Source organism: Actinomadura rubrisoli (genome assembly GCF_004349215.1).
Taxonomy (GTDB): domain Bacteria; phylum Actinomycetota; class Actinomycetes; order Streptosporangiales; family Streptosporangiaceae; genus Spirillospora; species Spirillospora rubrisoli.
The window spans coordinates 44,980-64,073 of the sequence record NZ_SMKU01000009.1 but is presented as its reverse complement, the minus strand read 5'-3'; the positions used below and the strand labels follow the sequence as shown (position 1 = coordinate 64,073).

The 19,094-nt window shown below is 74.5% G+C and carries 18 protein-coding genes; 11 read left to right on the top strand and 7 right to left on the bottom strand.

The window, feature by feature from the left end; genetic code table 11:
• The first annotated feature begins 88 nt into the window (after positions 1-88).
• The gene (locus E1298_RS47725) at positions 89-256 is read left to right on the top strand and encodes a hypothetical protein (RefSeq protein WP_165975293.1); all 168 of its coding nucleotides are present in this window, start codon (positions 89-91) and stop codon (positions 254-256) included.
• Here the strand turns inward: E1298_RS47725 and E1298_RS04260 are convergent.
• Complete coding sequence (locus tag E1298_RS04260; protein WP_131889420.1) at positions 232-1,200, bottom strand: sulfotransferase family protein; 969 nt, start codon at positions 1,198-1,200, stop codon at positions 232-234. The genes E1298_RS47725 and E1298_RS04260 overlap by 25 nt on opposite strands.
• Before the next feature lie 127 nt (positions 1,201-1,327).
• Between E1298_RS04260 and E1298_RS04255 the strand changes: the two genes are divergently transcribed.
• The 4 genes from E1298_RS04255 (at position 1,328) to E1298_RS04240 (ending at position 5,276) form a co-directional block, all read left to right on the top strand.
• Entirely contained in the window at positions 1,328-2,095 is a 768-nt protein-coding gene (locus E1298_RS04255; protein ID WP_131889419.1) for an SIR2 family NAD-dependent protein deacylase, read from the top strand.
• A 91-nt stretch (positions 2,096-2,186) separates the two neighbouring features.
• On the top strand, positions 2,187-3,260 hold the full coding sequence (locus E1298_RS04250; protein ID WP_243725373.1) for a S66 peptidase family protein: 1,074 nt from the start codon (positions 2,187-2,189) through the stop codon (positions 3,258-3,260).
• Positions 3,257-4,147 (top strand): hypothetical protein, encoded by an 891-nt coding sequence (locus tag E1298_RS04245; protein WP_131889418.1) that lies wholly within the window; start codon positions 3,257-3,259, stop codon positions 4,145-4,147. The genes E1298_RS04250 and E1298_RS04245 overlap by 4 nt, the downstream gene beginning before the upstream one ends.
• A 4-nt stretch (positions 4,148-4,151) precedes the next feature.
• Positions 4,152-5,276 carry a glycerate kinase gene (locus E1298_RS04240; protein ID WP_131889417.1) on the top strand — a complete coding sequence of 375 codons (1,125 nt, stop codon included), beginning with the start codon at positions 4,152-4,154 and terminating at the stop codon, positions 5,274-5,276.
• A gap of 19 nt (positions 5,277-5,295) precedes the next feature.
• On the opposite strand, the gene yczE is transcribed toward E1298_RS04240, so the two are convergent.
• The gene (gene yczE, locus E1298_RS04235; RefSeq protein ID WP_131889416.1) at positions 5,296-5,931 is read right to left on the bottom strand and encodes a membrane protein YczE; all 636 of its coding nucleotides are present in this window, start codon (positions 5,929-5,931) and stop codon (positions 5,296-5,298) included.
• 96 nt (positions 5,932-6,027) lie between these two features.
• On the opposite strand from yczE, the gene yczR reads away from it, so the two are divergent.
• Positions 6,028-7,500 (top strand): MocR-like transcription factor YczR, encoded by a 1,473-nt coding sequence (gene yczR / locus E1298_RS04230; RefSeq protein WP_131889415.1) that lies wholly within the window; start codon positions 6,028-6,030, stop codon positions 7,498-7,500.
• 45 nt (positions 7,501-7,545) lie between these two features.
• Here the strand turns inward: yczR and E1298_RS04225 are convergent, their stop codons facing one another.
• The gene (locus tag E1298_RS04225) at positions 7,546-7,980 is read right to left on the bottom strand and encodes a CBS domain-containing protein (protein ID WP_131889414.1); all 435 of its coding nucleotides are present in this window, start codon (positions 7,978-7,980) and stop codon (positions 7,546-7,548) included.
• Between the two features lie 249 nt (positions 7,981-8,229).
• Here E1298_RS04225 and E1298_RS04220 point away from each other — a divergent pair, with 249 nt between their 5' ends.
• The 5 genes from E1298_RS04220 to E1298_RS04200 all read left to right on the top strand — a co-directional run bounded on the left by E1298_RS04220 (position 8,230) and on the right by E1298_RS04200 (position 13,788).
• Positions 8,230-9,531 (top strand): NAD(P)/FAD-dependent oxidoreductase, encoded by a 1,302-nt coding sequence (locus tag E1298_RS04220; RefSeq protein WP_131889413.1) that lies wholly within the window; start codon positions 8,230-8,232, stop codon positions 9,529-9,531.
• Positions 9,528-10,775 (top strand): ABC transporter substrate-binding protein, encoded by a 1,248-nt coding sequence (locus E1298_RS04215; RefSeq protein WP_131889412.1) that lies wholly within the window; start codon positions 9,528-9,530, stop codon positions 10,773-10,775. The genes E1298_RS04220 and E1298_RS04215 overlap by 4 nt, the downstream gene beginning before the upstream one ends.
• A complete protein-coding gene (locus E1298_RS04210; protein WP_131889411.1) occupies positions 10,772-11,704 on the top strand; it encodes a carbohydrate ABC transporter permease in 933 nt (310 codons plus the stop codon). Before E1298_RS04215 ends, E1298_RS04210 begins: the two co-directional genes overlap by 4 nt.
• Complete coding sequence (locus E1298_RS04205; RefSeq protein WP_131889410.1) at positions 11,704-12,537, top strand: carbohydrate ABC transporter permease; 834 nt, start codon at positions 11,704-11,706, stop codon at positions 12,535-12,537. The genes E1298_RS04210 and E1298_RS04205 overlap by 1 nt, the downstream gene beginning before the upstream one ends.
• Positions 12,538-12,606: 69 nt before the next feature.
• Complete coding sequence (locus E1298_RS04200) at positions 12,607-13,788, top strand: ABC transporter ATP-binding protein (protein ID WP_131889409.1); 1,182 nt, start codon at positions 12,607-12,609, stop codon at positions 13,786-13,788.
• Positions 13,789-13,870: 82 nt separating this feature from the next.
• Here the strand turns inward: E1298_RS04200 and E1298_RS04195 are convergent, their stop codons facing one another.
• The 4 genes from E1298_RS04195 to fdhD all read right to left on the bottom strand — a co-directional run bounded on the left by E1298_RS04195 (position 13,871) and on the right by fdhD (position 19,051).
• Positions 13,871-15,484 carry a phytoene desaturase family protein gene (locus E1298_RS04195; protein ID WP_131889408.1) on the bottom strand — a complete coding sequence of 538 codons (1,614 nt, stop codon included), beginning with the start codon at positions 15,482-15,484 and terminating at the stop codon, positions 13,871-13,873.
• Between the two features lie 75 nt (positions 15,485-15,559).
• On the bottom strand, positions 15,560-17,317 hold the full coding sequence (locus E1298_RS04190) for an SDR family oxidoreductase (protein ID WP_131889407.1): 1,758 nt from the start codon (positions 17,315-17,317) through the stop codon (positions 15,560-15,562).
• The gene (locus E1298_RS04185) at positions 17,314-18,147 is read right to left on the bottom strand and encodes a M24 family metallopeptidase (protein ID WP_131889433.1); all 834 of its coding nucleotides are present in this window, start codon (positions 18,145-18,147) and stop codon (positions 17,314-17,316) included. Before E1298_RS04185 ends, E1298_RS04190 begins: the two co-directional genes overlap by 4 nt.
• A 91-nt stretch (positions 18,148-18,238) precedes the next feature.
• Positions 18,239-19,051: a formate dehydrogenase accessory sulfurtransferase FdhD gene (gene fdhD, locus E1298_RS04180; protein ID WP_131889406.1), complete on the bottom strand. Its 813-nt coding sequence runs from the start codon at positions 19,049-19,051 to the stop codon at positions 18,239-18,241.
• Positions 19,052-19,094 lie beyond the last annotated feature (43 nt).

Genomic DNA, 19,094 nt, shown 5'->3' with positions numbered 1-19,094 from the left:
GGATTGAGGGCGCCGTTCCCCGGCGGCAACCCGGCGGCCACCTGCGGACGTCAGAGTGGAGGACAGCCGCGGAGCGAGGGAGGCCAGGGTGCGTTTGACGATCAGTCCCGGGCGCGTCGTGAGGTCCGGGACCGGCCGCTACACCGTCCTGCTGGTCGGGCTGGGCGCCGCGGGCGTCGCCATCGGCTGGCTCGGCCCGCGGCGGCAGGCAGCGCAGGCCGTCCAGGCCGCTCAGGCGTCGGCGGCGAGCCGGTAGCCGAGCCGGCGCAGCTCGGTGCCGGCGACCTTCTCGACCTGGGCGATCTGCCGGGGCGACAGGCGCCCGCGCCAGGACCCGACGCCGTGATCGTCGTCGCCGTGCCCGCGAGCGCCGGGCCTGACCAGGCCCGACAGGGCCGTCTTGGAGATCGTCGCGTCCAGGAACCCGGCCATCTCGGCCGCCACCCGGCGCGGCCGGGCCACGAGGTCCTCGTACCGGACGGTCAGCAGCTGCTCCTCGGGCGTCTGCCGGTGGAGCCGCGCGCTGAGCCGCACCGAGCCGCGCCAGCGCAGCGCGCACTTGACGGCGGGCGCCGCGCGCGGCCAGCGGTTGCGGTCGGTGTGGTCCTCGACGCCGAGGAACGGGTTGGGGAACACCGTGTCCAGGTTGGCCAGGCCCGGCTTGAACCAGGCCAGGCAGCGGTCGTCGGCCAGCATGTCGGCGACCGCGTCCCGGCCGTCTCGGATCACCTGGACGAGCTGGGCGTCGGGGAAGGCGTCCAGCAGCACGTCGGCGCTGTAGATCAGGTCGGGGGAGGCGTCGGCGAACCGCGCGATCCCGCCCGGCGGCACGCACGGCCCGGCGTCCCCGGGGACCGGCGGCCCGTCCGGCCCGGCGGGCACCGGCGGCAGGCCGGCCAGCTCGCGGCACTCGGCCGGGCACTCGGCGCAGGCCCGCGCGGAGATCTGCCAGGTCTCGGCGAAGGCGTCGCGCAGCACGCGCGCCGCGCCCGTGCCCCGCTCGGAGGCGATCGACGGCCGCCGGGCGAAGGCGTAGGTGACCCGCAGGACGCCGGGGCGGCCGGTGGTCAGGTGGAAGCCGGCGGACCGCTTGACCGCGCGCGCCAGCAGGTCCGCACCGGAGTGGGGAGCCCCCAGGATGAAGACCGGCCGGCGGACCTTGGTGCCGTTGACCACGAGAATGTGCGGCGTCGACCTCATACGGGAACAAGTTTGTCACCTTTTGCGGGCGGCCGGTCGGTGACGCTCCGCGCGGCCCGTCCAATACCCCGCCCGGACCGCCGATAATTCGGAGCGACCCGGGACGATCCGCCTCTAGCCTTGGAGGATGGACGCTCCCCAGACGCTCGCCGGCCTCCTGCCGCGCGCCGAGTCGATCACGGTCCTCACCGGCGCCGGGATCTCCACCGACAGCGGCATCCCCGACTACCGGGGCCCGCAGGGCGTCTGGACCAAGGACCCCTCCGCGGAGGCGATGTCGACGATCGGCTCCTACCTGGCCGACCCCGACGTCCGGCGCCGCGCCTGGCGGGCGCGCCGCGACCACCCCGCCTGGGACGCCGAGCCGAACGCCGGCCACGCCGCCCTGGTGGAACTGGAGCGCGCGGGACGGCTGCGCGCCCTGATCACCCAGAACATCGACGGCCTGCACCAGCGGGCCGGGTCGGGCCCCGCGACCGTGATCGAAATCCACGGCACGATGCGGGACGCGGTGTGCCTGGCCTGCGGCCTGCGCACCCCCATGCCCGAGGTCCTCGCCCGCGTCGACGCGGGCGAGGACGACCCGCCCTGCCCGGAGTGCGGCGGCATCCAGAAGTCGGCGACGATCTCGTTCGGCCAGGCCCTGGAGCAGGACGTCCTGGACGCCGCGATCACCGCCGCGCGCTCCTGCGACCTGTTCCTCGCGGTGGGCACGTCGCTGACCGTCCAGCCCGCCGCCGGCCTGTGCCTGGAGGCCGTCGAGCACGGCGCGCGGCTCGTCATCGTCAACGCCCAGGAGACCCCGTACGACCGGCTGGCCGACGCGGTGCTGCGCGGTCCGATCGGCGAGGCGCTGCCCCGGCTCGCCGGCCTCGCGCTCGGCACCGCGAGATGATCTGTTGGCGGGTCGTGACCGGCCGCCCCTTCCGCTGGCGTCCGGATCCTGACAAGCTCTATCCGTTGCGGTGCGAGGAGGGATCGGGTTGATGAGCGGGGGCACCCGCGCGGAGGCGGTCGACGGGCCGTCCGACGCGCCCTCCGCCGGTATGCCCGGCGGAGGGGCGAGCGGTCTCCGGCTCCGGCGCTACAGGGGATTGCGGCCCGGCGACCGGGTCGCGGTCGTCGCGCCCAGCGGTCCCGCCGAGCCGGCCAGGCTGGAGGCGGGCTGCGCGGTGCTGCGCGACCTCGGGCTTGACGTGGTGGTCGGCGAGCACGCCCTCGACCGTGTCAACCTCGGCGCCCCCGGCCCCGTCCGGGACGACTGGCAGCGGCTCGCGGGCGGCGACGCCGACCGTGCCGCCGACCTCCAGGCCGCCTGGTGCGACCCCCGCGTCCGCGCGGTGATCTGCGCCCGGGGCGGCTACGGCGCCACGCGCGTCCTCGACCACCTCGACTGGACGGCCCTGGCCGCCGCAACCGGCCCCGCCGCGTTCGGGCCCAAGATCCTGCACGGCTCCAGCGACATCACCGCCCTGCACGTCGCGTTCGGCGCGCGCCTGGGCGTCACCACCTCGTTCGGGCCCATGCCCGCCGGGAAGGTCGCCGACCTCGGCCCGTCCGCGCCGGGCGGCGGCGGCCCCGACGACGTCCAGACGCTGGACGGCCTGCGCGCGGCGCTGTTCCGGGACGGCGCGACCGTCCTGCCCGGCGTCCGCGCGCTGCGGTCCGGCCGGGCGGAGGGGCCGCTCACCGGCGGCACGCTCACCCTGCTCACCGCCCTGTTGGGCACCCCCTACGCCCCGCCGCCCGCGGCGGGGCGCGTCGTGTTCCTGGAGGACGTCGCGGAGGCGCCCTACCGGATCGACCGGATGCTCGTCCAGCTGCTGCAGGCGGGCTGGTTCGACGGCGCGGCGGGCGTCGCGCTCGGCTCGTGGGAACGGTCCGGCGACCCGGCGGAGCTCGACGCGGTGTTCTCGGCCCGGCTCGGGCCCCTGCAAGTCCCGATCCTGGCCGGCGTCCCGGCCGGGCACGGTCCCCGTCAGCGCACGCTGGAGCTCGGCGCCCCCGTCCTGCTGGACGCCGGCGCACTCACCCTGGAAGCGCCGGGAGGTGCGCGATGAGCGGCCGCCATGCCCGCCCCGACCCCTGGGACGACGGGACCCTCGACTCGCTGCTGGTACTGGTGGCCGAGAGCCTCGGCTACTCATGCCGCCGCGTCCCCGGCGACATCATGCTCCTGGAGGGCGCCAACCGCCTGCACGTCAGCATGCGCAACCTCGCCCAGCTCGCGCGGCTTGTGCCCCGCGACGACTGGCCGGCGCTGGTCTCCGACCACGTCACCACGATCGTCACCGCGGTCGAGGAGCCCTTGGACCTCAGCGACTTCGACCTCGCCCAGCACCTGCTGCGCACCCGCATCTACCCCGCGGAGGCCGACAACGGCGTCCTGGCGGCCCGGCCCTTCGCGCCCGGCCTGATCGAGGTCGTGGTCGTCGACACCCCCACCACGGTCCGGACGGTCACCAACGAGGAGATGCACGGCTGGCCGGTCTCCGGCGACGCGCTGTTCATGCTCGGCCGCGCCAACGTGCGCGGTGACGGCCCGCTCCAGATGGACGAGCAGGACCTCGGCGGCGTCCGCGTCTGCGTCCTGCACGGCTGGACGTTCTACGCCGTGACGCACCTGGCGTGGCTGGAGGAGTACCTGCCGATCGGCCCGTACGGCGCGCTGGTCATCGCCCCGAACCGCAGCCTGATCGTCGCGCACCCGCTGCGCATCTCCGAGAGCTCCCCCCGCGCCCGCTACAGGACCGCCGTCGCGGCGGCCAACGAGCTCATCGCGCAGGCCCACCGCGCCTACGAGGAGGGCCCCGGCTCGCTCAGCCCGTACCTGTACTGGTGGCGCGCGGGCGAGCTGACCTTGCTGGAGACCCGCTACGAGGGCGACACGCTGGTCCTGCCCGAGGAATTCGCCGCCGTCCTGGCGACGCTGGCCGCGGAGCACTGACCCGATGCGCATCGTCATCGCGCCCGACTCGTTCAAGGGCAGCCTCTCCGCCGCCGCCGTGTGCGCGGCCGTGACGGCCGGCGTCCGCCGCGCGGCGCCCGCCGCCGAGGTCGTCGCGGTGCCGATGGCCGACGGCGGCGAGGGCACGCTGGACTGCTTCCTCAGCGCCCGGGGCGGCGACGAGATCGAGGTCGCCGCCGCCGATCCGCTGGGCCGCCCGGTCAAGGCGCGCTACGCCCTGTCGGGCGACGGGCGCTCCGCGGTCGTGGAGCTGGCCGCCGCGTCCGGGCTGCCCCTGGTCGAGGACGTCCCGCTCGACCCGCTCGGCGCCACCACCACCGGGACCGGCGAGCTGATCGCGGACGCGGTGCGGCGCGGTGCCCGCGACGTGCTGGTCTGCGTCGGCGGCAGCGCCGGCACCGACGGCGGCGCGGGGCTGCTGCGCGCGCTCGGCGTCCGCTTCCTGGACGCCGCCGGCGGCGAGCTCCCCCCGGGCGGCGCGGCCCTGGCCCGGCTCGCCGCGATCGACACCTCCGGCATTCCCGACGAGGTCCGGGCCAGCCGGTTCCGGGTGGCGTGCGACGTGACCAGCCCGCTGGTGGGGCCGTCCGGCGCCGCCGCGGTGTTCGGGCCGCAGAAGGGCGCGACCCCCGCCCAGGTGCGCGAGCTGGACGCGGCGCTCACCACGTTCGCCGACGTCCTGGCGGCCCACGCGGGCGTGCGCGTCCACGACCTGCCCGGCGCCGGCGCGGCCGGCGGCACCTGCGGGGGCCTGATCGGCGTGCTCGGCGCCGAGCCCGCCGCCGGGGCCGCCCTGGTGGCCGAGGCCGTCCGGCTCCCGGCCGCCCTCGCCGGCGCCGACCTGGTGATCACCGGCGAGGGGCGGCTGGACGGGCAGAGCGCGGGCGGCAAGGTCGTCTCCGCCGTCGCCGCCCTCGCCAAGGAGCGCGGCATCCCCGCCGTCGCCCTGGCCGGTGGCGTCGCGGCCCCGTTCGACGACCTTCACGCGCTCGGCCTCACCGCCGCGTTCAGCCTCGCCGACGGCCCGCGGACGCTCGCGGAGCTGAAGGCCGAGGCGGCCCCGCTCCTCACCGTCCTGGCCGAGCAGGTCGTCCGCCTCCGCGTCTAGGCCGTGACCCCGCCCGGGGTCAGGCGTTCGCGTGTTCGGGCTCTCGGGCCGGGCCGCCGGCCGGTGCCGGCTCGGGCTCCCCGATCCGCAGGACGGGAAGGAGGACGTGGGTGAGCGGGCCGATCGCCAACGCGTAGAGGATCGTTCCGACGCCGACCGTGCCGCCGAGGAGCCAGCCGACCGCCAGAACCCCCAGCTCGATGCCCGTCCGGACGACCCGGACGGAGTGCCCGCGCGCCGCCAGCCCCGTCATCAGCCCGTCGCGCGGGCCCGGGCCGAGGCCGGCGCCGATGTAGCAGCCGGTGGCAAAGGCGCCCACCACGATCGCCGAGACCAGGTACGTCCAGCGGACCGCGAGCGAGCCGGGGTCGGGCAGCAGCCAGAGGAACAGGTCGGCGAAGACGCCCACGAACACGACGTTGCTGATCGTCCCGAGGCCGGGGCGCTGCCGCAGCGGGATCCAGGCGAGCATCACCACCGCGCCCGCGATGATGATCCAGACGCCGATCGACAGGCCGAACCGGCGGGACAGACCCTGATGGAACACATCCCACGGGTCGTTGCCGAGGGTCGAGGCCACCTGGAGGGCGATCCCCAGCCCGTACAAGGCCAATCCCGCGTACAGCTGCACCAGACGGCGCGCCATCAAGGCCATTACATTGCTCCTCGCATCCAGGGATCGGCCATCCTCCCTGACAGTGTGGGCACAAGTGGCTTGGTTTCATAGGGCCAATATGCGAAAGTGGTATGCATGAGTACGCGCTATGTCGGTGGAACCCAACTGGCCCGGCTCCTGGGCGACGTCCCGCGCGAGCGGCCCGTGTACGCCGCCCTGGCCCGCACCGTGCGCGCCCTCGTCCTGGACGGGAGGCTCGCCCTGCGGACGCGGCTGCCCGCCGAGCGCGACCTGGCCGCCGCGCTCGGCGTCAGCCGCACCACCGTGACGGCCGCCTACGACCGGCTGCGCGCGGAGGGCTATGTCGAGAGCCGGCAGGGCGCCGGAAGCTGGACGGCGCTGCCCCCGGTCCGGATGTCGTCGGCCGAGCCCCGGTTCGCGGGCCCGGCCGCCGCCGGGCGGTTCGGGATGGCCCACGCGCCGCCGCAGGACGCCGCGTTCATCGACCTCGGCTGCGCCACCCCCGGCGCCCCCGCGATCTTCGACGAGGCCGTCGCCGCCGCCGTCGACGAGCTGCCCCGCTACAGCTCCGGCCCCGGGTACGAGCCGGCGGGCCTGGCCTGCCTGCGCGAGGTGATCGCCGCCGGGTACGCCGAGCGCGGCGTCCCCACCCGCCCCGACCAGATCGTGGTCACCACCGGCGCGCAGCACGCCTTCACGCTGCTGGCGCAGACGCTCGTCGAGGCCGGGGACGCCGTCATGGTCGAGCGCCCCACCTACCCGCACGCCCTCGGCGCGCTGCGCCGCCGGGGCGCCCGGCTCGTCCCGGTCGGCGTGAACGAGGGCTGGGACCTGGAGCTCATCGCGGGGAGCATGCGGCAGGCCGCCGTCCGGATGGCCTACACGATCCCCGACTTCCACAACCCGACCGGCCTCCTCATGCCGGCCGCCGAGCGGGCCGCCCTGGTCGACGCCGGACGGCGCGCCGACGCCTTCCTCGTCACCGACGAGACCTTCGCCGAGCTGGCCCACGACCCGGACGCCCCGCGCGAGCCTCCCCTGGCCGCCTTCGACACCGGGGGACGGGTGGTGACGATCGGGTCGGCGTCCAAGCTGCTGTGGGGCGGGCTGCGCATCGGCTGGGTCCGCACGACCGCGCCGCTGGCCCGCCGCCTGGTGCTGGCCCGCGAGCCGTTCGACATGGCGAGCCCCGTCCTCGACCAGCTCATCGTCCGCGAGCTGCTGCTGCGGGTGGCGGAGGTCAGGGCCGAGCGGGCGCGGACCCTGCTGCGGGCCCGCGACGCGCTCGCCGCCGCGCTGCGGGAGCGGCTGCCGGGCTGGGATTTCCGGCTGCCGGACGGGGGCATGTCGCTGTGGGTGCGGCTGGGCGTGCCGGTGGCCTCCCAGCTCGCGGAGGCGTCCGAGCGGTTCGGCGTCCGCGTGGTGGCGGGCCCGGTGTTCGGCGTGGACGGCGTGCTGGAGGACTACGTCCGCCTGCCGTACGTGCTGCCGCCCGACACGCTGCGCGCGGCGGTCGAGCGGCTCGCGCTCGCCTACCGGGAGGTCCAGGCGGCGCCGGCCGCCCGTCCCCTGCCCGCCTACGTCTGATCCCCGCTCCCGCCGGCCGGGCGGGAGCGGGAGCCGGTCAGCCGGTCAGGGGGCGCGCTGGATGTAGTCGACCAGGTGCTCGCGCTCGCTCACCAGCTCGTCGATGTTGCTCTTGACCACGTCGCCGATGCTGACGATCCCGACGAGCCGGGCGTCCTCCACCACCGGCAGGTGCCGGATCCGGTGCTCGGTCATGGTGCGGCGCAGGTCGTCGACGGCCTCGCCGGGCCCGCAGGTGCGGACCTCCACCGTCATGATCTCCGAGACGGGCCGGTCGAGCAGCGCCGCGCCGTGCTCGTGGAGCCGCCGCACGACGTCGCGCTCGGACACGATGCCGGCGATGGACGTGCCGTCGGGGGACACCACCGCCGCCCCGATGTTGTGCTCGGCCAGGACGGCGAGCAGCTGCCGTACGGTGGCCTCGGGCCGCACCGTGGCCACCGCGTCTCCCTTCCGCCGCAGGATGTCGCGAATCCGCATACTTCACGCTCCGGTGCCGGTTCCGGACCCGTGGGGCGTACGGCTGCAGGGGGCCGTTCGCCGGGCCTGTCCTGCCAAGGTCGCACGTTATGGCGCCGCAGAAAACCCCGTGGCGGTAAACCGTCCACCGGCGTCCCTCCGCACGAAACGGCGCTTCGGGCACCCCTGGTCCCTCCCTCTTGATCATTGGTCACGTAGGGTGGTCAATTGATCACTTCATGACGTCCAGGGGTGTCCAGGGAGCCCGCAGTGCCCGTACCGCGCATCGTGATCGTGGGCGCCGGTTTCGCCGGCTACAACACCGCCCGCGTGCTGGAGCGGCTGCTCCGGCCGGCCAAGGCCGAGATCGTGCTGATCTCGCCCTTCGGCTATACGCTCTACCAGCCCCTGCTGCCCCAGGTGGCGGGGGGCGTGCTCGACCCGCGCTCCATCGCGGGGCCGCTGCACCGGCTGCTGCGCCGCACGCAGCTCATCCCCGGCAAGGCGACCGGCGCCGACCTGGGGGAGCGCACCGTCGAGGTCACCAAGATCGACGGCCGGACGGTCGCGCTCCGCTACGACCGGCTCGTGCTGGCGGCCGGGAGCGTCACCCGCAGCCTGGACATCCCCGGGCTGCGCGAGCACGCCCACGGCATGAAGAACCTGGCCGAGGCCGTCTACCTGCGCGACCACGTCATCGCGCAGTTGGAGCTGGCCAGCGCCAGCATGGACGCGTCCGAGCGCGCGGCCCGGCTGGGGTTCCTCGTCGTGGGCGGCGGCTACTCGGGCGTGGAGACGTGCGCGAACCTCCAGTTGCTCACCACCAAGGCGTTGCGCCGGTTCCCGCGCCTGGACCCCGCCCTGCTGTCCTGGACGCTCATCGACGTCGCGCCGAAGCTGCTGCCCGAGCTGGGGGAGCGGCTGGGGGCGGTCGCCCAGCGGCGGCTGTCGCACCGGGGCGTCGACATCCGCCTCAAGACGAGCATCGAGCGGCTCGACGCCGACCGGGTCCGGCTCACCGACGGGTCGACGCTGCCGTGCCGCACCGCGATCTGGACGGCGGGCGTCACCCCGTCCCCGGTGGTGGCGGCGCTCGACCTGCCGGCCGACCGCGGGCGGCTCGTGGTCGGCGCCGACCTGCGGCTCGCCGGCCACCCCGAGGTGTACGCGCTGGGCGACGCCGCCGCCGTCCCGGACCTCGCGAAGGGCGACGGCGCGGTCTGCCCGCCGACCGCGCAGCACGCCATCCGGCAGGCCAAGGTCGCCGCCCACAACGTCGCGGCCTCGCTGCACGGCCGCGACGCCCGCCCGTACCGGCACCGCGACCTCGGCATGGTGGTGGACCTCGGCGGCGTCCAGGCGGTCGCGCGGCCCTTCGGCGTCGAGCTGACCGGGGTGCCCGCGCAGCTCGTCACCCGCGGCTACCACCTGCTGACCACGCCGTCGGTCCAGGCGAGGGCGCGGGTGGCGGGCGACTGGCTCCTGCACGCGGTGGCCGGGGACGACCTCATCAGGCTCGGCCTGTTCGACACCCGCACGGGCAGCCTCGCCGACCTGGAGCACAGCCTGTGACGGCGCGCCGCTGGACGGCCGCGCTGGGGGCGGCGGCGCTCGCCGGGGGCCTCGCGGCGGGGTGCGGCTCCGGCGACACGGGGCCCCGGGTCGTCAACCTCTACAACGCGCCGCAGCAGAACCTCGCCGAGATCGTCGCGCGCTGCAACAGGAAGGCGGCGGGACGGTACCGGATCGTGCTGAACATCCTGCCGCGCCCCGCCGACGACCAGCGCGAGCAGCTCGTCCGCCGGCTCGCCGCCTCCGACTCCGGGCTGGACGTCCTCGGCCTGGACGTCACCTGGACGGCCGAGCTGGCCGAGGCGGGCTGGATCCGGGAGTGGACCGGCGCGAACGCGCGGGAGGCCCGCAAGGGCGTGCTCCCCGGGCCGCTCGGCACCGCCGTGTGGCACGGCAGGCTGTACGCGGCGCCCTCCAACGCCAACGTCCAGCTCCTCTGGTACCGCTCGGACCTGATCCCCGAGCCGCCCGCCACCTGGGCCGGGCTGATGGACGCCTCGGCGCGGCTCGCCGCCGCCCGCAAGCCGCACTACGGCGAGGTCACCGGCGCCCAGTACGAGGGCATCGTGGTGTGGTTCAACAGCCTCGTCGCGTCCGGCGGCGGCCGGATCCTCACGTCCGGCGGCGAGCGGGTCGACCTCGGGCCGCCCGCGCTGAACGCCCTGCGGACCATGCGGCGGTTCGCCCGGTCCAAGGCCGCCGACCCGTCCATGACCAACACCCGCGAGGACGACGCCCGCCTGGCCGTGGAGTCCGGACGCGGCGCCTACGAGATCAACTGGCCGTTCGTGTACGCCTCGATGGCCGAGAACAGGCCCCGCATGCTCCCGCACTTCCGGTGGGCGCCCTACCCCGGCATCGACGGTCCCGGCCGGGCGCCGCTCGGCGGCGGCAACTACGCGGTCAGCCGCTACTCCACCAAGCCGGACGCCTCGTTCCACGCCGCGCTGTGCCTGCGCGACCCGGAGAGCCAGCGGATCGCGGCCGTCAAGGACGGGCTGCCGCCCGCCATCGGGTCGGTCTACGGCGCCGCCGGGATGGCGAAGGCGTACCCGATGCGGCAGACCATCCTCGACGCCCTGAAGACGGCCGTGCCGCGCCCGATGACGCCGACGTACCAGAACGTCTCCACCATCACCGCGGTGACGCTGTCGCCGCCCGGCTCGATCGACCCGCCGCGCACCCTCGCGACGCTGCGGGACCTGATCGGCGACGCGCTGGAGAGCAAGGGGGTGCTGCCATGAGCGCGGGAGCAGGCCTCACGAGGGCGGACGCGAAGGACGCGGGGCCGAGCGAGAACCGGCGCTCCGAGCGCCGGCTCGGCTGGTGGCTGTGCGCGCCCGCCGGGTTGGTCATGCTGGCGGTGACGGGCTGGCCGATCCTGTACTCGGTGCTGCTGTCGCTCCAGCGCTATGACCTGCGCTTCCCCGGCCGCAAGGCGTGGATCGGCTTCGAGAACTACAGGACCGTCCTGACCAGCGACTTCTGGTGGAACGCGTTCTGGGTGACGCTGCTGGTCACCGCCGTCAGCGTCGCGGCCGAGCTGGTCCTCGGGATGGCGATCGCGATCGTGATGTACCGGACGATCGTCGGCCGCGGGGTCGTCCGGACCGTGGTGCTCATCCCGTACGGGATCGTCACGGTCGCCGCCGCCTACGGCTGGAAGTACGCCTGGACGCCCGGGACGGGCTGGCTCGCGCGGCTGCTCCCCGCGGGCGAGGCGCCGCTCACCGAGCACTGGCCGGCCCTCGGGATCATCGTGCTCGCCGAGATCTGGAAGACGACCCCGTTCATGGCGCTGCTGCTGATGGCGGGCCTCGCCCTCGTCCCCGAGGACGCGCTGAAGGCCGCCGCGATGGACGGCGCCACCGCCTGGCAGCGCTTCACCCGCGTGACGCTGCCGCTGATGAAGCCCGCGATCCTCGCGGCGCTGCTGTTCCGGATGCTGGACGCGTTCCGCATCTTCGACGACATCTACGTCCTGACGGCGGGCGCGCAGAACACCGGCTCGGTGTCGGTGATCGCCTACCACAACCTGATCGGCGGGCTGAACCTCGGGATCGGCTCGACGATGTCGGTGCTGATCTTCCTGGCCGTCGCCGTCATCGCGTTCGTCTTCGTCAAGGTGCTCGGCACGTCCGCGCCCGGCGAGGACGGGACGGGGCGGCGCTGATGGCCGGCAGGGCCGCGGCCGGGATCGCCCGGTGGAGCGTCGTCAACCTCCTGGTGCTGCTGTACGCGCTGGTCCCGGTCGTGTGGATCGCCGCGCTGTCGTTCAAGACGCCGCGGACGATCACCGACGGGCGGTTCTGGCCCGCGCGGTGGACGCTGTCGAACTACCGCGGCATCTTCGACAACGACGACTTCGTGCGCGGGCTCGTCAACTCGATCGGCATCGGCGTGATCTCCACGCTCATCGCCATCCTGATCGGCACGATGGCCGCCTACGCGGTGGCGCGGCTGAGCTTCCCCGGCCGCTCGGCGGTGCTCGGCCTGTCGCTGCTGATCGCGATGTTCCCGCAGATCTCGCTGGTCACGCCGCTGTTCCAGATCGAGCGGCGGCTCGGGCTGTTCAACACCTGGCCCGGCCTGATCCTGCCGTACATCACCTTCGCGCTGCCCCTGACCATCTACACCCTCTCGACGTTCTTCAAGGAGATCCCATGGGATCTGGAGAAGGCCGCCAAGATGGACGGCGCGACGCCGTTCCAGGCGTTCCGCCTCGTCATCGCGCCGCTCGCCATGCCCGGCGTGGTCACCACGGCGATCCTGGCGTTCATCGTCTGCTGGAACGACTTCCTGTTCTCGATCTCGCTGACGTCCACCAGCCGGGCCCGCACGGCCCCGGCGACCATCTCGTTCTTCACCGGCAGCTCGCAGTTCGAGGACCCGACCGGATCGATCGCGGCGGCGGCCATCGTCATCACGATCCCGATCGTGGTGTTCGTCCTGTTCTTCCAGCGCCGGATCGTGGCCGGCCTGACCTCCGGAGCCGTGAAGGGCTGATGCGACCCACGAGAGAAGGCCCCGTGAAAGAAGGCAGGGTGAAAGAAGGCAGGGTGAAAGAAGGCAGGGATGGCTGAGATCGTCCTCGACGGGGTGACCAAGCGGTTCCCCGACGGCACCACCGCCGTCCGCGACCTGGACCTGACGATCGCCGACCGGGAGTTCATCATCCTGGTCGGGCCGTCGGGGTGCGGGAAGTCCACCACCCTCAACATGATCGCCGGGCTGGAGGACATCAGCGACGGCGACCTGCTCATCGACGGCGAGCGCGTGAACGACAGGGCGCCGCGCGAGCGCGACATCGCGATGGTGTTCCAGTCGTACGCGCTGTACCCGCACATGACGGTCAGGGAGAACATCGGGTTCCCGCTCAGGCTCGCCAGGGTGGACCGGGCCGAGGCCGCCTCCAAGATCGAGGAGGTGGCGCACATCCTGGGCATCGAGCAGTTCCTGGACCGCAGGCCCGCGCACCTGTCGGGCGGGCAGCGGCAGCGCGTGGCGATGGGCCGCGCGATCGTCCGCAGCCCGAAGGCGTTCCTGATGGACGAGCCGCTGTCCAACCTCGACGCCAAGCTCCGCGTCCAGATGCGCACGATGATCTCGCGGCTGCAGAACCAGCTCGGCACCACCACCGTCTACGTCACCCACGACCAGACGGAGGCGATGACGCTCGGCGACCGGATCGTGCTGATGCTGCGCGGCGTCGTCCAGCAGGTCGGGACGCCGGAGGAGCTGTACGACCACCCGCACAACCTGTTCGTCGCGGGGTTCATCGGGTCGCCGTCGATGAACTTCCTGCCCGCCGACATCGCGGGCGACGGCCTGCACACCGTCCTCGGCACGATCCCGCTGTCGGACCGCATGCGGCGGGCCCTGGAGGCGCACCGCGCCCCGTCCCGCGTGATCCTGGGCATCCGCCCGGAGGCGTTCGAGGACGCCGGCCTGGCGCACCAGCGCGAGCCGGAGGCGGGCCCGGGCCTCGCCTTCACCGGCCGCGTGGAGATCCTGGAGTCGCTCGGCGCCGAGAAGTTCGCCTACATCGACCTGGAGGCCGAGGGCGCCATCGACTCCGAGCACCTCGCCGACGCGTTCCAGGGCCACGACACCGCGCGCCGCCACGTCCAGCTCGTCGCCCGCCTGGACCCGAGGTCGGGCGCCCGGGAGGGCCGTCCGCTGGACCTCCAGTACGACCCGGACGCCATCCACCTCTTCGAGCCCGAGACGGGCCTGAACCTGACCGAGAACGTCTGACCGCCCGGCCCGCGCCGCACATCGGTGTCCAACTCCTGGGGGCGGACCCCCAGACCCCCAGCGGCTTCGCCGCACATCGGTGTCAGGTGAGCAGGCGACGGAGGGCCGCCAGGCCCGGGGTCAGCAGGCGGCGCCCGGCGGGGCCATCGTGGGCCAGGGCGGCGCGAGCGGCGTTGGCGCCGCAGCCGCCGTGCACGCCGCCGCCCGGATGCGCCGACGCCGAGGCCAGGTACAGCCCGGCGACGGGGGTCTCCGCCCGCCCGAGACCGGGCGTGGGACGGAAGACGAGCTGCTGGTGCGCCATCGCGGTGCCGCCGTTGAGCGCCCCGTTCAGCAGGTTGGCGTTGTGCTCCTGGAACGCGGGGGGCGCGATGACCCGCCGCTCGACGACGCGGTCGCGGAAGCCGGGCGCCAGGCGCTCCAGGACGGCCTCCAGCCGTCCCGCCATGGCCGCCCGCTCCCGCTCGTCCCAGACGCCGGTGATCCCGTCGGGCCCGGCGTCGGCGGCGACGCGGTGCGGGACGTGCGTGTAGGCCCAGACCGACTCGGTCCCGGCGGGCGACCGCGCGGGGTCGGCGGTCGTCATCTGGCCGAGGAGCGCGAACGGCTCGGACGGGACGCGTCCGGTGGCGAGCTGGGCGCTGTAGTCGGTGAGCGCGTCCATGCCGGGCGACAGGTGCACCGTCCCGGCCCGCGCCGCCTCCGGGGACGACCAGGGGATCGGGCCGGACAGGGCCCAGTCGACCTTGAACGTCGCGTGGTCCCAGTCGAAGCGCCGCATGTCCGCGCGGAGGGAGCCGGGCAGGTCGTCCCAGCCGACCAGGCCGCCGTAGAGCGCGGGCGCCGACACGTCCGCCAGCACCGCCCTCGCGCCCCGCACCGCCTCCCCGGACGCGGTGCGCACGCCCAGCGCGCGCCCGCCCCGCACGATCACCGAGGCGACGGGCGTGCCGCAGCGGACCCGCCCGCCCCTGGCCTCCAGCCGCCGGACGAGCGCCGCGGTCAGCTCACCCGCCCCGCCCTCGGGCACCGGCCAGCCGTACCGCTGCCCGACCATCGCCAGCAGCCAGCCGAACCCCGCCCCGGCCGTCGTCTCGGGGAACACGTCGGTGTGCAGCGCGGACCCGGCGAGCAGCATCGGCCCGCCCGGCCCGGCGAACTCCTGCTCGCCCAGCCGGCGCACCGGCATCAGCAGGGACCGCAGGACGCGCAGCCCGCCCGCGCGGCGCGCGGCGGCGGCCAGCGGCACCGCGGCCCGGACGGGCGGGAACGGGCTGAACAGGGCGCGCAGCACCTCCTCGCCCATCTCCTCCCACAGCCCGTACAGCCGCAGCCACGCCTCGCCGTCGCCCTCGCCGAACGCGTCCAGGCCGGCGGCGGTGGCGTGCGCGTCGCGCTCCAGGACGGCGCAGCGGCCGTCCGGGAGCGGGTGGGCGAGGACGGCGGGCGCGTGCCGCCAGCGCAGCCCGTGTCGTTCGAGGTCGAGGGCCCGCATGACCGGCGACGCCACCCCGAGCGGGTAGAACGCGCTGCACAGGTCGCTGACGTAGTCGGGATGCACGCCCCGGTCGCTGCGGACGGCCCCGCCCGGCTCCGGCTGCGCTTCGAGGACCTCCACGTCCCAGCCCGCGTCGGCCAGCATGTTGGCCGCGACGAGCCCGTTGGGCCCGGCGCCGACGACCACCGCGTCCGCCATGAGCACCTCCGGAAGATCACCCTAGGCGCCGTCCCGGGCCCGGACCACGTCCGCTCGCGGCGAGTCGACGTCCGGTCAGCCGACGTCGAGGCGGGCGAGCAGGCGCATCGCGGCGGGGGACAGGCGCGAGGCGAGGTAGCCCAGCCGCGCCTCGGGCGTCACCGGCACCAGGGCCCGGTCGTCGCGGACGGCGGCGACGATCTGCTTCGCGACGCCCTCCGGGCCGAAGCCGCGGCGGGCGTAGGCGCGGGAGGCGCGCTCCCGGCTCCGCGCCTCCTGGTCGCCGTCCACCCCGACGAACCGGGACGCCCTGGTGATGCCCGTGTCGACGATGCCGGGGCAGATCGCGCTGACCCCGATGCCCTTGCCCCTCAGCTCGGCGCGCAGGCACTCCGACAGCATCAGCACCGCCGCCTTGCTGGTGGCGTAGGCGGGCAGCGTCCGGGACGGGGTGAACGCCGCGGCCGAGGAGGTGTTGACGATGTGGCCGCCCTGCCCGCGCTCCACCATCTGCGCCGCGAACAGCCGCGAGCCGTGGACGACGCCCCACAGGTTGACGTCCAGGACCCTGCGCCAGTCGTCCGCCGAGTGGTCGAGGAAGGGGCCGGCCATGCCGATCCCGGCGTTGTTGACCACGACGTCCGGGACCCCGTGCCCGTGCAGGACCGACTTGGCGAAGTCCTCCATGGCGTCTATGTCCGACACGTCCACCTGATAGGGGTGGCCCGCCGGGCCGAGGAGGCCCGCCAGCTCGGCCGTCCGCTGGGCGGTGGCGAGGTCGAGGTCGGCGGCGACGACCTCGGCGCCGCGCTCGGCGAAGGCCAGCGCGGTGGCGCGCCCGATGCCGCTGCCCGCGCCCGTGACGACGACCAGGGATCCCTCGGACGGGCGCCGCTCCGGCCCGACCCGGGCGCGCCGCAGCGCGCGGGACTCGGCGGCGGTGAGCGGCCCGCCCTGGACGCCCGTGATGTGCTCGGTGATCCAGCGGGCGATCACGTCCGGATGGCTGCGCGGCACCCAGTGCCCGGCGGCGATGGGCCGCAGCGACAGGTTCGGCACGCGCCCGGCCAGCCCGCCCACCAGGTGCGGCGAGACGAACAGGTCCTTGGTCGGGACGATGACCTGCGTCGGCACGTCCGTGCGCCGGTCGCGGGGCTTGCGCAGCCGCTGCACCATGTTGGCCCGGTACAGGCCGACGCCGGACGCTCCGTCGCGCGCCATCGTCCGGGCCGGATGCCCGTCACGGGGGCGGACGCCCTCGCCGATCTCCAGAGCGCGCGCGAACGGCCTGGACAGCCCGGCCAGCCACAGCAGCTCCGGCAGCACCGGCGTCTGGAAGAGGTAGATGTACCAGGACCGCAGGCCCTGCCCGGCCGCCAGCCTGAGGTTCCCCGGCGTGGGACGGGCCATCTTGTGCCGCGTCCAGTGCGCGACGTGGTCCAGGCACGGTCCCGAGATCGAGGTGAACGAGGCGAAGCGGTCCGGCATCGTGCAGGCCGCCTCCCACGACTGGATCGAGCCCCAGTCGTGCCCCACCAGGTGAACCTTTCGGTCGGGAGCGGTGGCGTCCAGCACCGCCCGCATGTCGGCCATCAGGTAGTCGAAGGTGTAGCGCTTGCGCCCGAACGGCCGGGACGAGGCCCCGGCGCCGCGCACGTCGTAGCGGACGACGTGGTACCGCGAGGCGAGCCGTCCGGCCACCTCGTCCCAGACGGCATGGGTGTCGGGGTACCCGTGCATGAGCAGGACGGTCGGACGCGACCGGTCGCCCTGCTCGTAGACGGCCAGGTCCACACCGTCGCCCCGGACGCGCCGCCTGGTCGTCGCCGTCATGCGGAAGCCTTCCGTCGCGCCCACCGGTGCACGTGGGGCAGGTCGTCGTCGAGCCAGTACGCGTCGTCCTCGGTGACCACGAGGATCTCCTCGAACTTGACGCCGACGCCGCGGAAGCCGATGTGCGGCTCCACCGCCCACAGGCCCGGCGTCGGCGGATGCTGCGACCGCGACGCCCCGTTCCAGAGCGGGGAGCGCCCTTCCAGGCGCTCCTTGACCAGCTCGCGGCCGATGGTCTGCAGGAACCGTACACCGAACGGGAAACCGACGCGCTTCGGCAGTATCCCGCCGATGACGCCGACCTGGTGGCCGATGACGCGCCCCGGGTACTTGCGGTGCTCGCTCTCGTACCCCTGCCGCTCGATGAGGGCGTCGACCTCGGCGTAGACGTCGGCGAACGTCCGCCGCTCGCGCACCAGGTCCAGGATCAGCGTCCGGTACGCGGCGAGGTCGGCGTCGACCTGCTCCCAGATCCGGTTCTCGCCGAGGACGCCGCCGTACCCGATGTCGGCGCAGTAGCCGCGCTTCACCGGCGCCATGTCGAGGATGTAGGGCATCCCCTCCTCCAGCCGCGTCCCGCTGGGGAGGAACTGCGTGGGCACCTTGAAGCCGCTGAACGCCGACCGGTCGCCGAACCAGGCGAACGGGGTGTGCAGCCAGTCGTCCACGCCGTGCGCGCGCAGCCAGCGGCGCATGCGCCGGCACGCCTCGCGCTCGGTCACGCCCGGTTCGAGGGTGGCCGCGACCTCGTCGGCGCACGCGTAGCACAGGCGCTGCATCTCACGGAATCGCTCAAGCTCCGCCGGGCTGTCGATGCGGGCGAGCGCCACATTATTGGACACAATGTTAATTAACCGCGCGTCCCGGACCCCGGTCAAGCCCCGGCGCGCGTGACCCTCGCCACCAAGGCCCTGGTGCGGGTCAGCGGATGATCCGCTCGGCACCGGCGTAGACGTTCATCGTCTCGCCGCGCAGGAACCCGACGAGCGTCATCCCGGCGTCCTCGGCGAGCTCCACCGCCAGCGACGACGGCGCCGAGACGGCCGCCAGCACCGGGATCCCCGCCGCCATCGCCTTCTGGGTCAGCTCGAACGAGGCCCGCCCGCTCACCATCAGGACCCGCCCGGACAGGGGCAGCAGGCCCTCCCGCAGCGCCCAGCCCACCACCTTGTCGACCGCGTTGTGCCGGCCCACGTCCTCCCGCACCGCCATCAGCCCGCCCTCGGCGTCGAACAGTCCGGCCGCGTGCAGCCCGCCCGTCCGGTCGAAGACCCGCTGCGCCTCCCGCAGCCGCTCCGGCAGCGCCGCGAGGACCCCGGGCGTGAGCCGGACGGGATCGTCCGCCACCTCGTACGGCCGGTCCGCGCGCAGGGCCTCGATACTCGACTTCCCGCACACCCCGCACGCGCTCGTCGTCGTGAACGCCCGCGTCATCGACTCGTCCGGCGGCGGCACCCCGGGCGCCAGCGCCACGTCCAGGGTGTTCTGCTGCGCGGTGTCGGCGCAGTAGCGCATCGCCGTGAGGTCCCCGGCCGCCCCGATGATCCCCTCGGCCGCCAGGAACCCCGCCACCAGGTCGAAGTCGTGCCCGGGCGTCCGCATCGTGATCGTGAGCGGCTTGCCCGCCACGCGGATCTCCAGCGGCTCCTCCACCGCGAGCGTGTCGGGACGCCGTCCGCCCGTCCCGCTGGTGCTCAGCCTCAGAACGGGCTTGCGCACGGTGATCCGCCCCATATCCGGAACCGTACCCGCCGAACCCGCTGGTAGCGAACGAGCC

Coding starts and splice junctions, on each gene's coding strand:
- E1298_RS04260 (WP_131889420.1), bottom strand. CDS start 1,200: ATGAGGTCGACGCCGCACATTCTCGTGGTCAACGGCACCAAGGTCCGC.
- E1298_RS04255 (WP_131889419.1), top strand. CDS start 1,328: ATGGACGCTCCCCAGACGCTCGCCGGCCTCCTGCCGCGCGCCGAGTCG.
- E1298_RS04250 (WP_243725373.1), top strand. CDS start 2,187: ATGAGCGGGGGCACCCGCGCGGAGGCGGTCGACGGGCCGTCCGACGCG.
- E1298_RS04245 (WP_131889418.1), top strand. CDS start 3,257: ATGAGCGGCCGCCATGCCCGCCCCGACCCCTGGGACGACGGGACCCTC.
- E1298_RS04240 (WP_131889417.1), top strand. CDS start 4,152: ATGCGCATCGTCATCGCGCCCGACTCGTTCAAGGGCAGCCTCTCCGCC.
- yczE (WP_131889416.1), bottom strand. CDS start 5,931: ATGGCCTTGATGGCGCGCCGTCTGGTGCAGCTGTACGCGGGATTGGCC.
- yczR (WP_131889415.1), top strand. CDS start 6,028: ATGAGTACGCGCTATGTCGGTGGAACCCAACTGGCCCGGCTCCTGGGC.
- E1298_RS04225 (WP_131889414.1), bottom strand. CDS start 7,980: ATGCGGATTCGCGACATCCTGCGGCGGAAGGGAGACGCGGTGGCCACG.
- E1298_RS04210 (WP_131889411.1), top strand. CDS start 10,772: ATGAGCGCGGGAGCAGGCCTCACGAGGGCGGACGCGAAGGACGCGGGG.
- E1298_RS04205 (WP_131889410.1), top strand. CDS start 11,704: ATGGCCGGCAGGGCCGCGGCCGGGATCGCCCGGTGGAGCGTCGTCAAC.
- E1298_RS04200 (WP_131889409.1), top strand. CDS start 12,607: ATGGCTGAGATCGTCCTCGACGGGGTGACCAAGCGGTTCCCCGACGGC.
- E1298_RS04195 (WP_131889408.1), bottom strand. CDS start 15,484: ATGGCGGACGCGGTGGTCGTCGGCGCCGGGCCCAACGGGCTCGTCGCG.
- E1298_RS04190 (WP_131889407.1), bottom strand. CDS start 17,317: ATGACGGCGACGACCAGGCGGCGCGTCCGGGGCGACGGTGTGGACCTG.
- fdhD (WP_131889406.1), bottom strand. CDS start 19,051: ATGGGGCGGATCACCGTGCGCAAGCCCGTTCTGAGGCTGAGCACCAGC.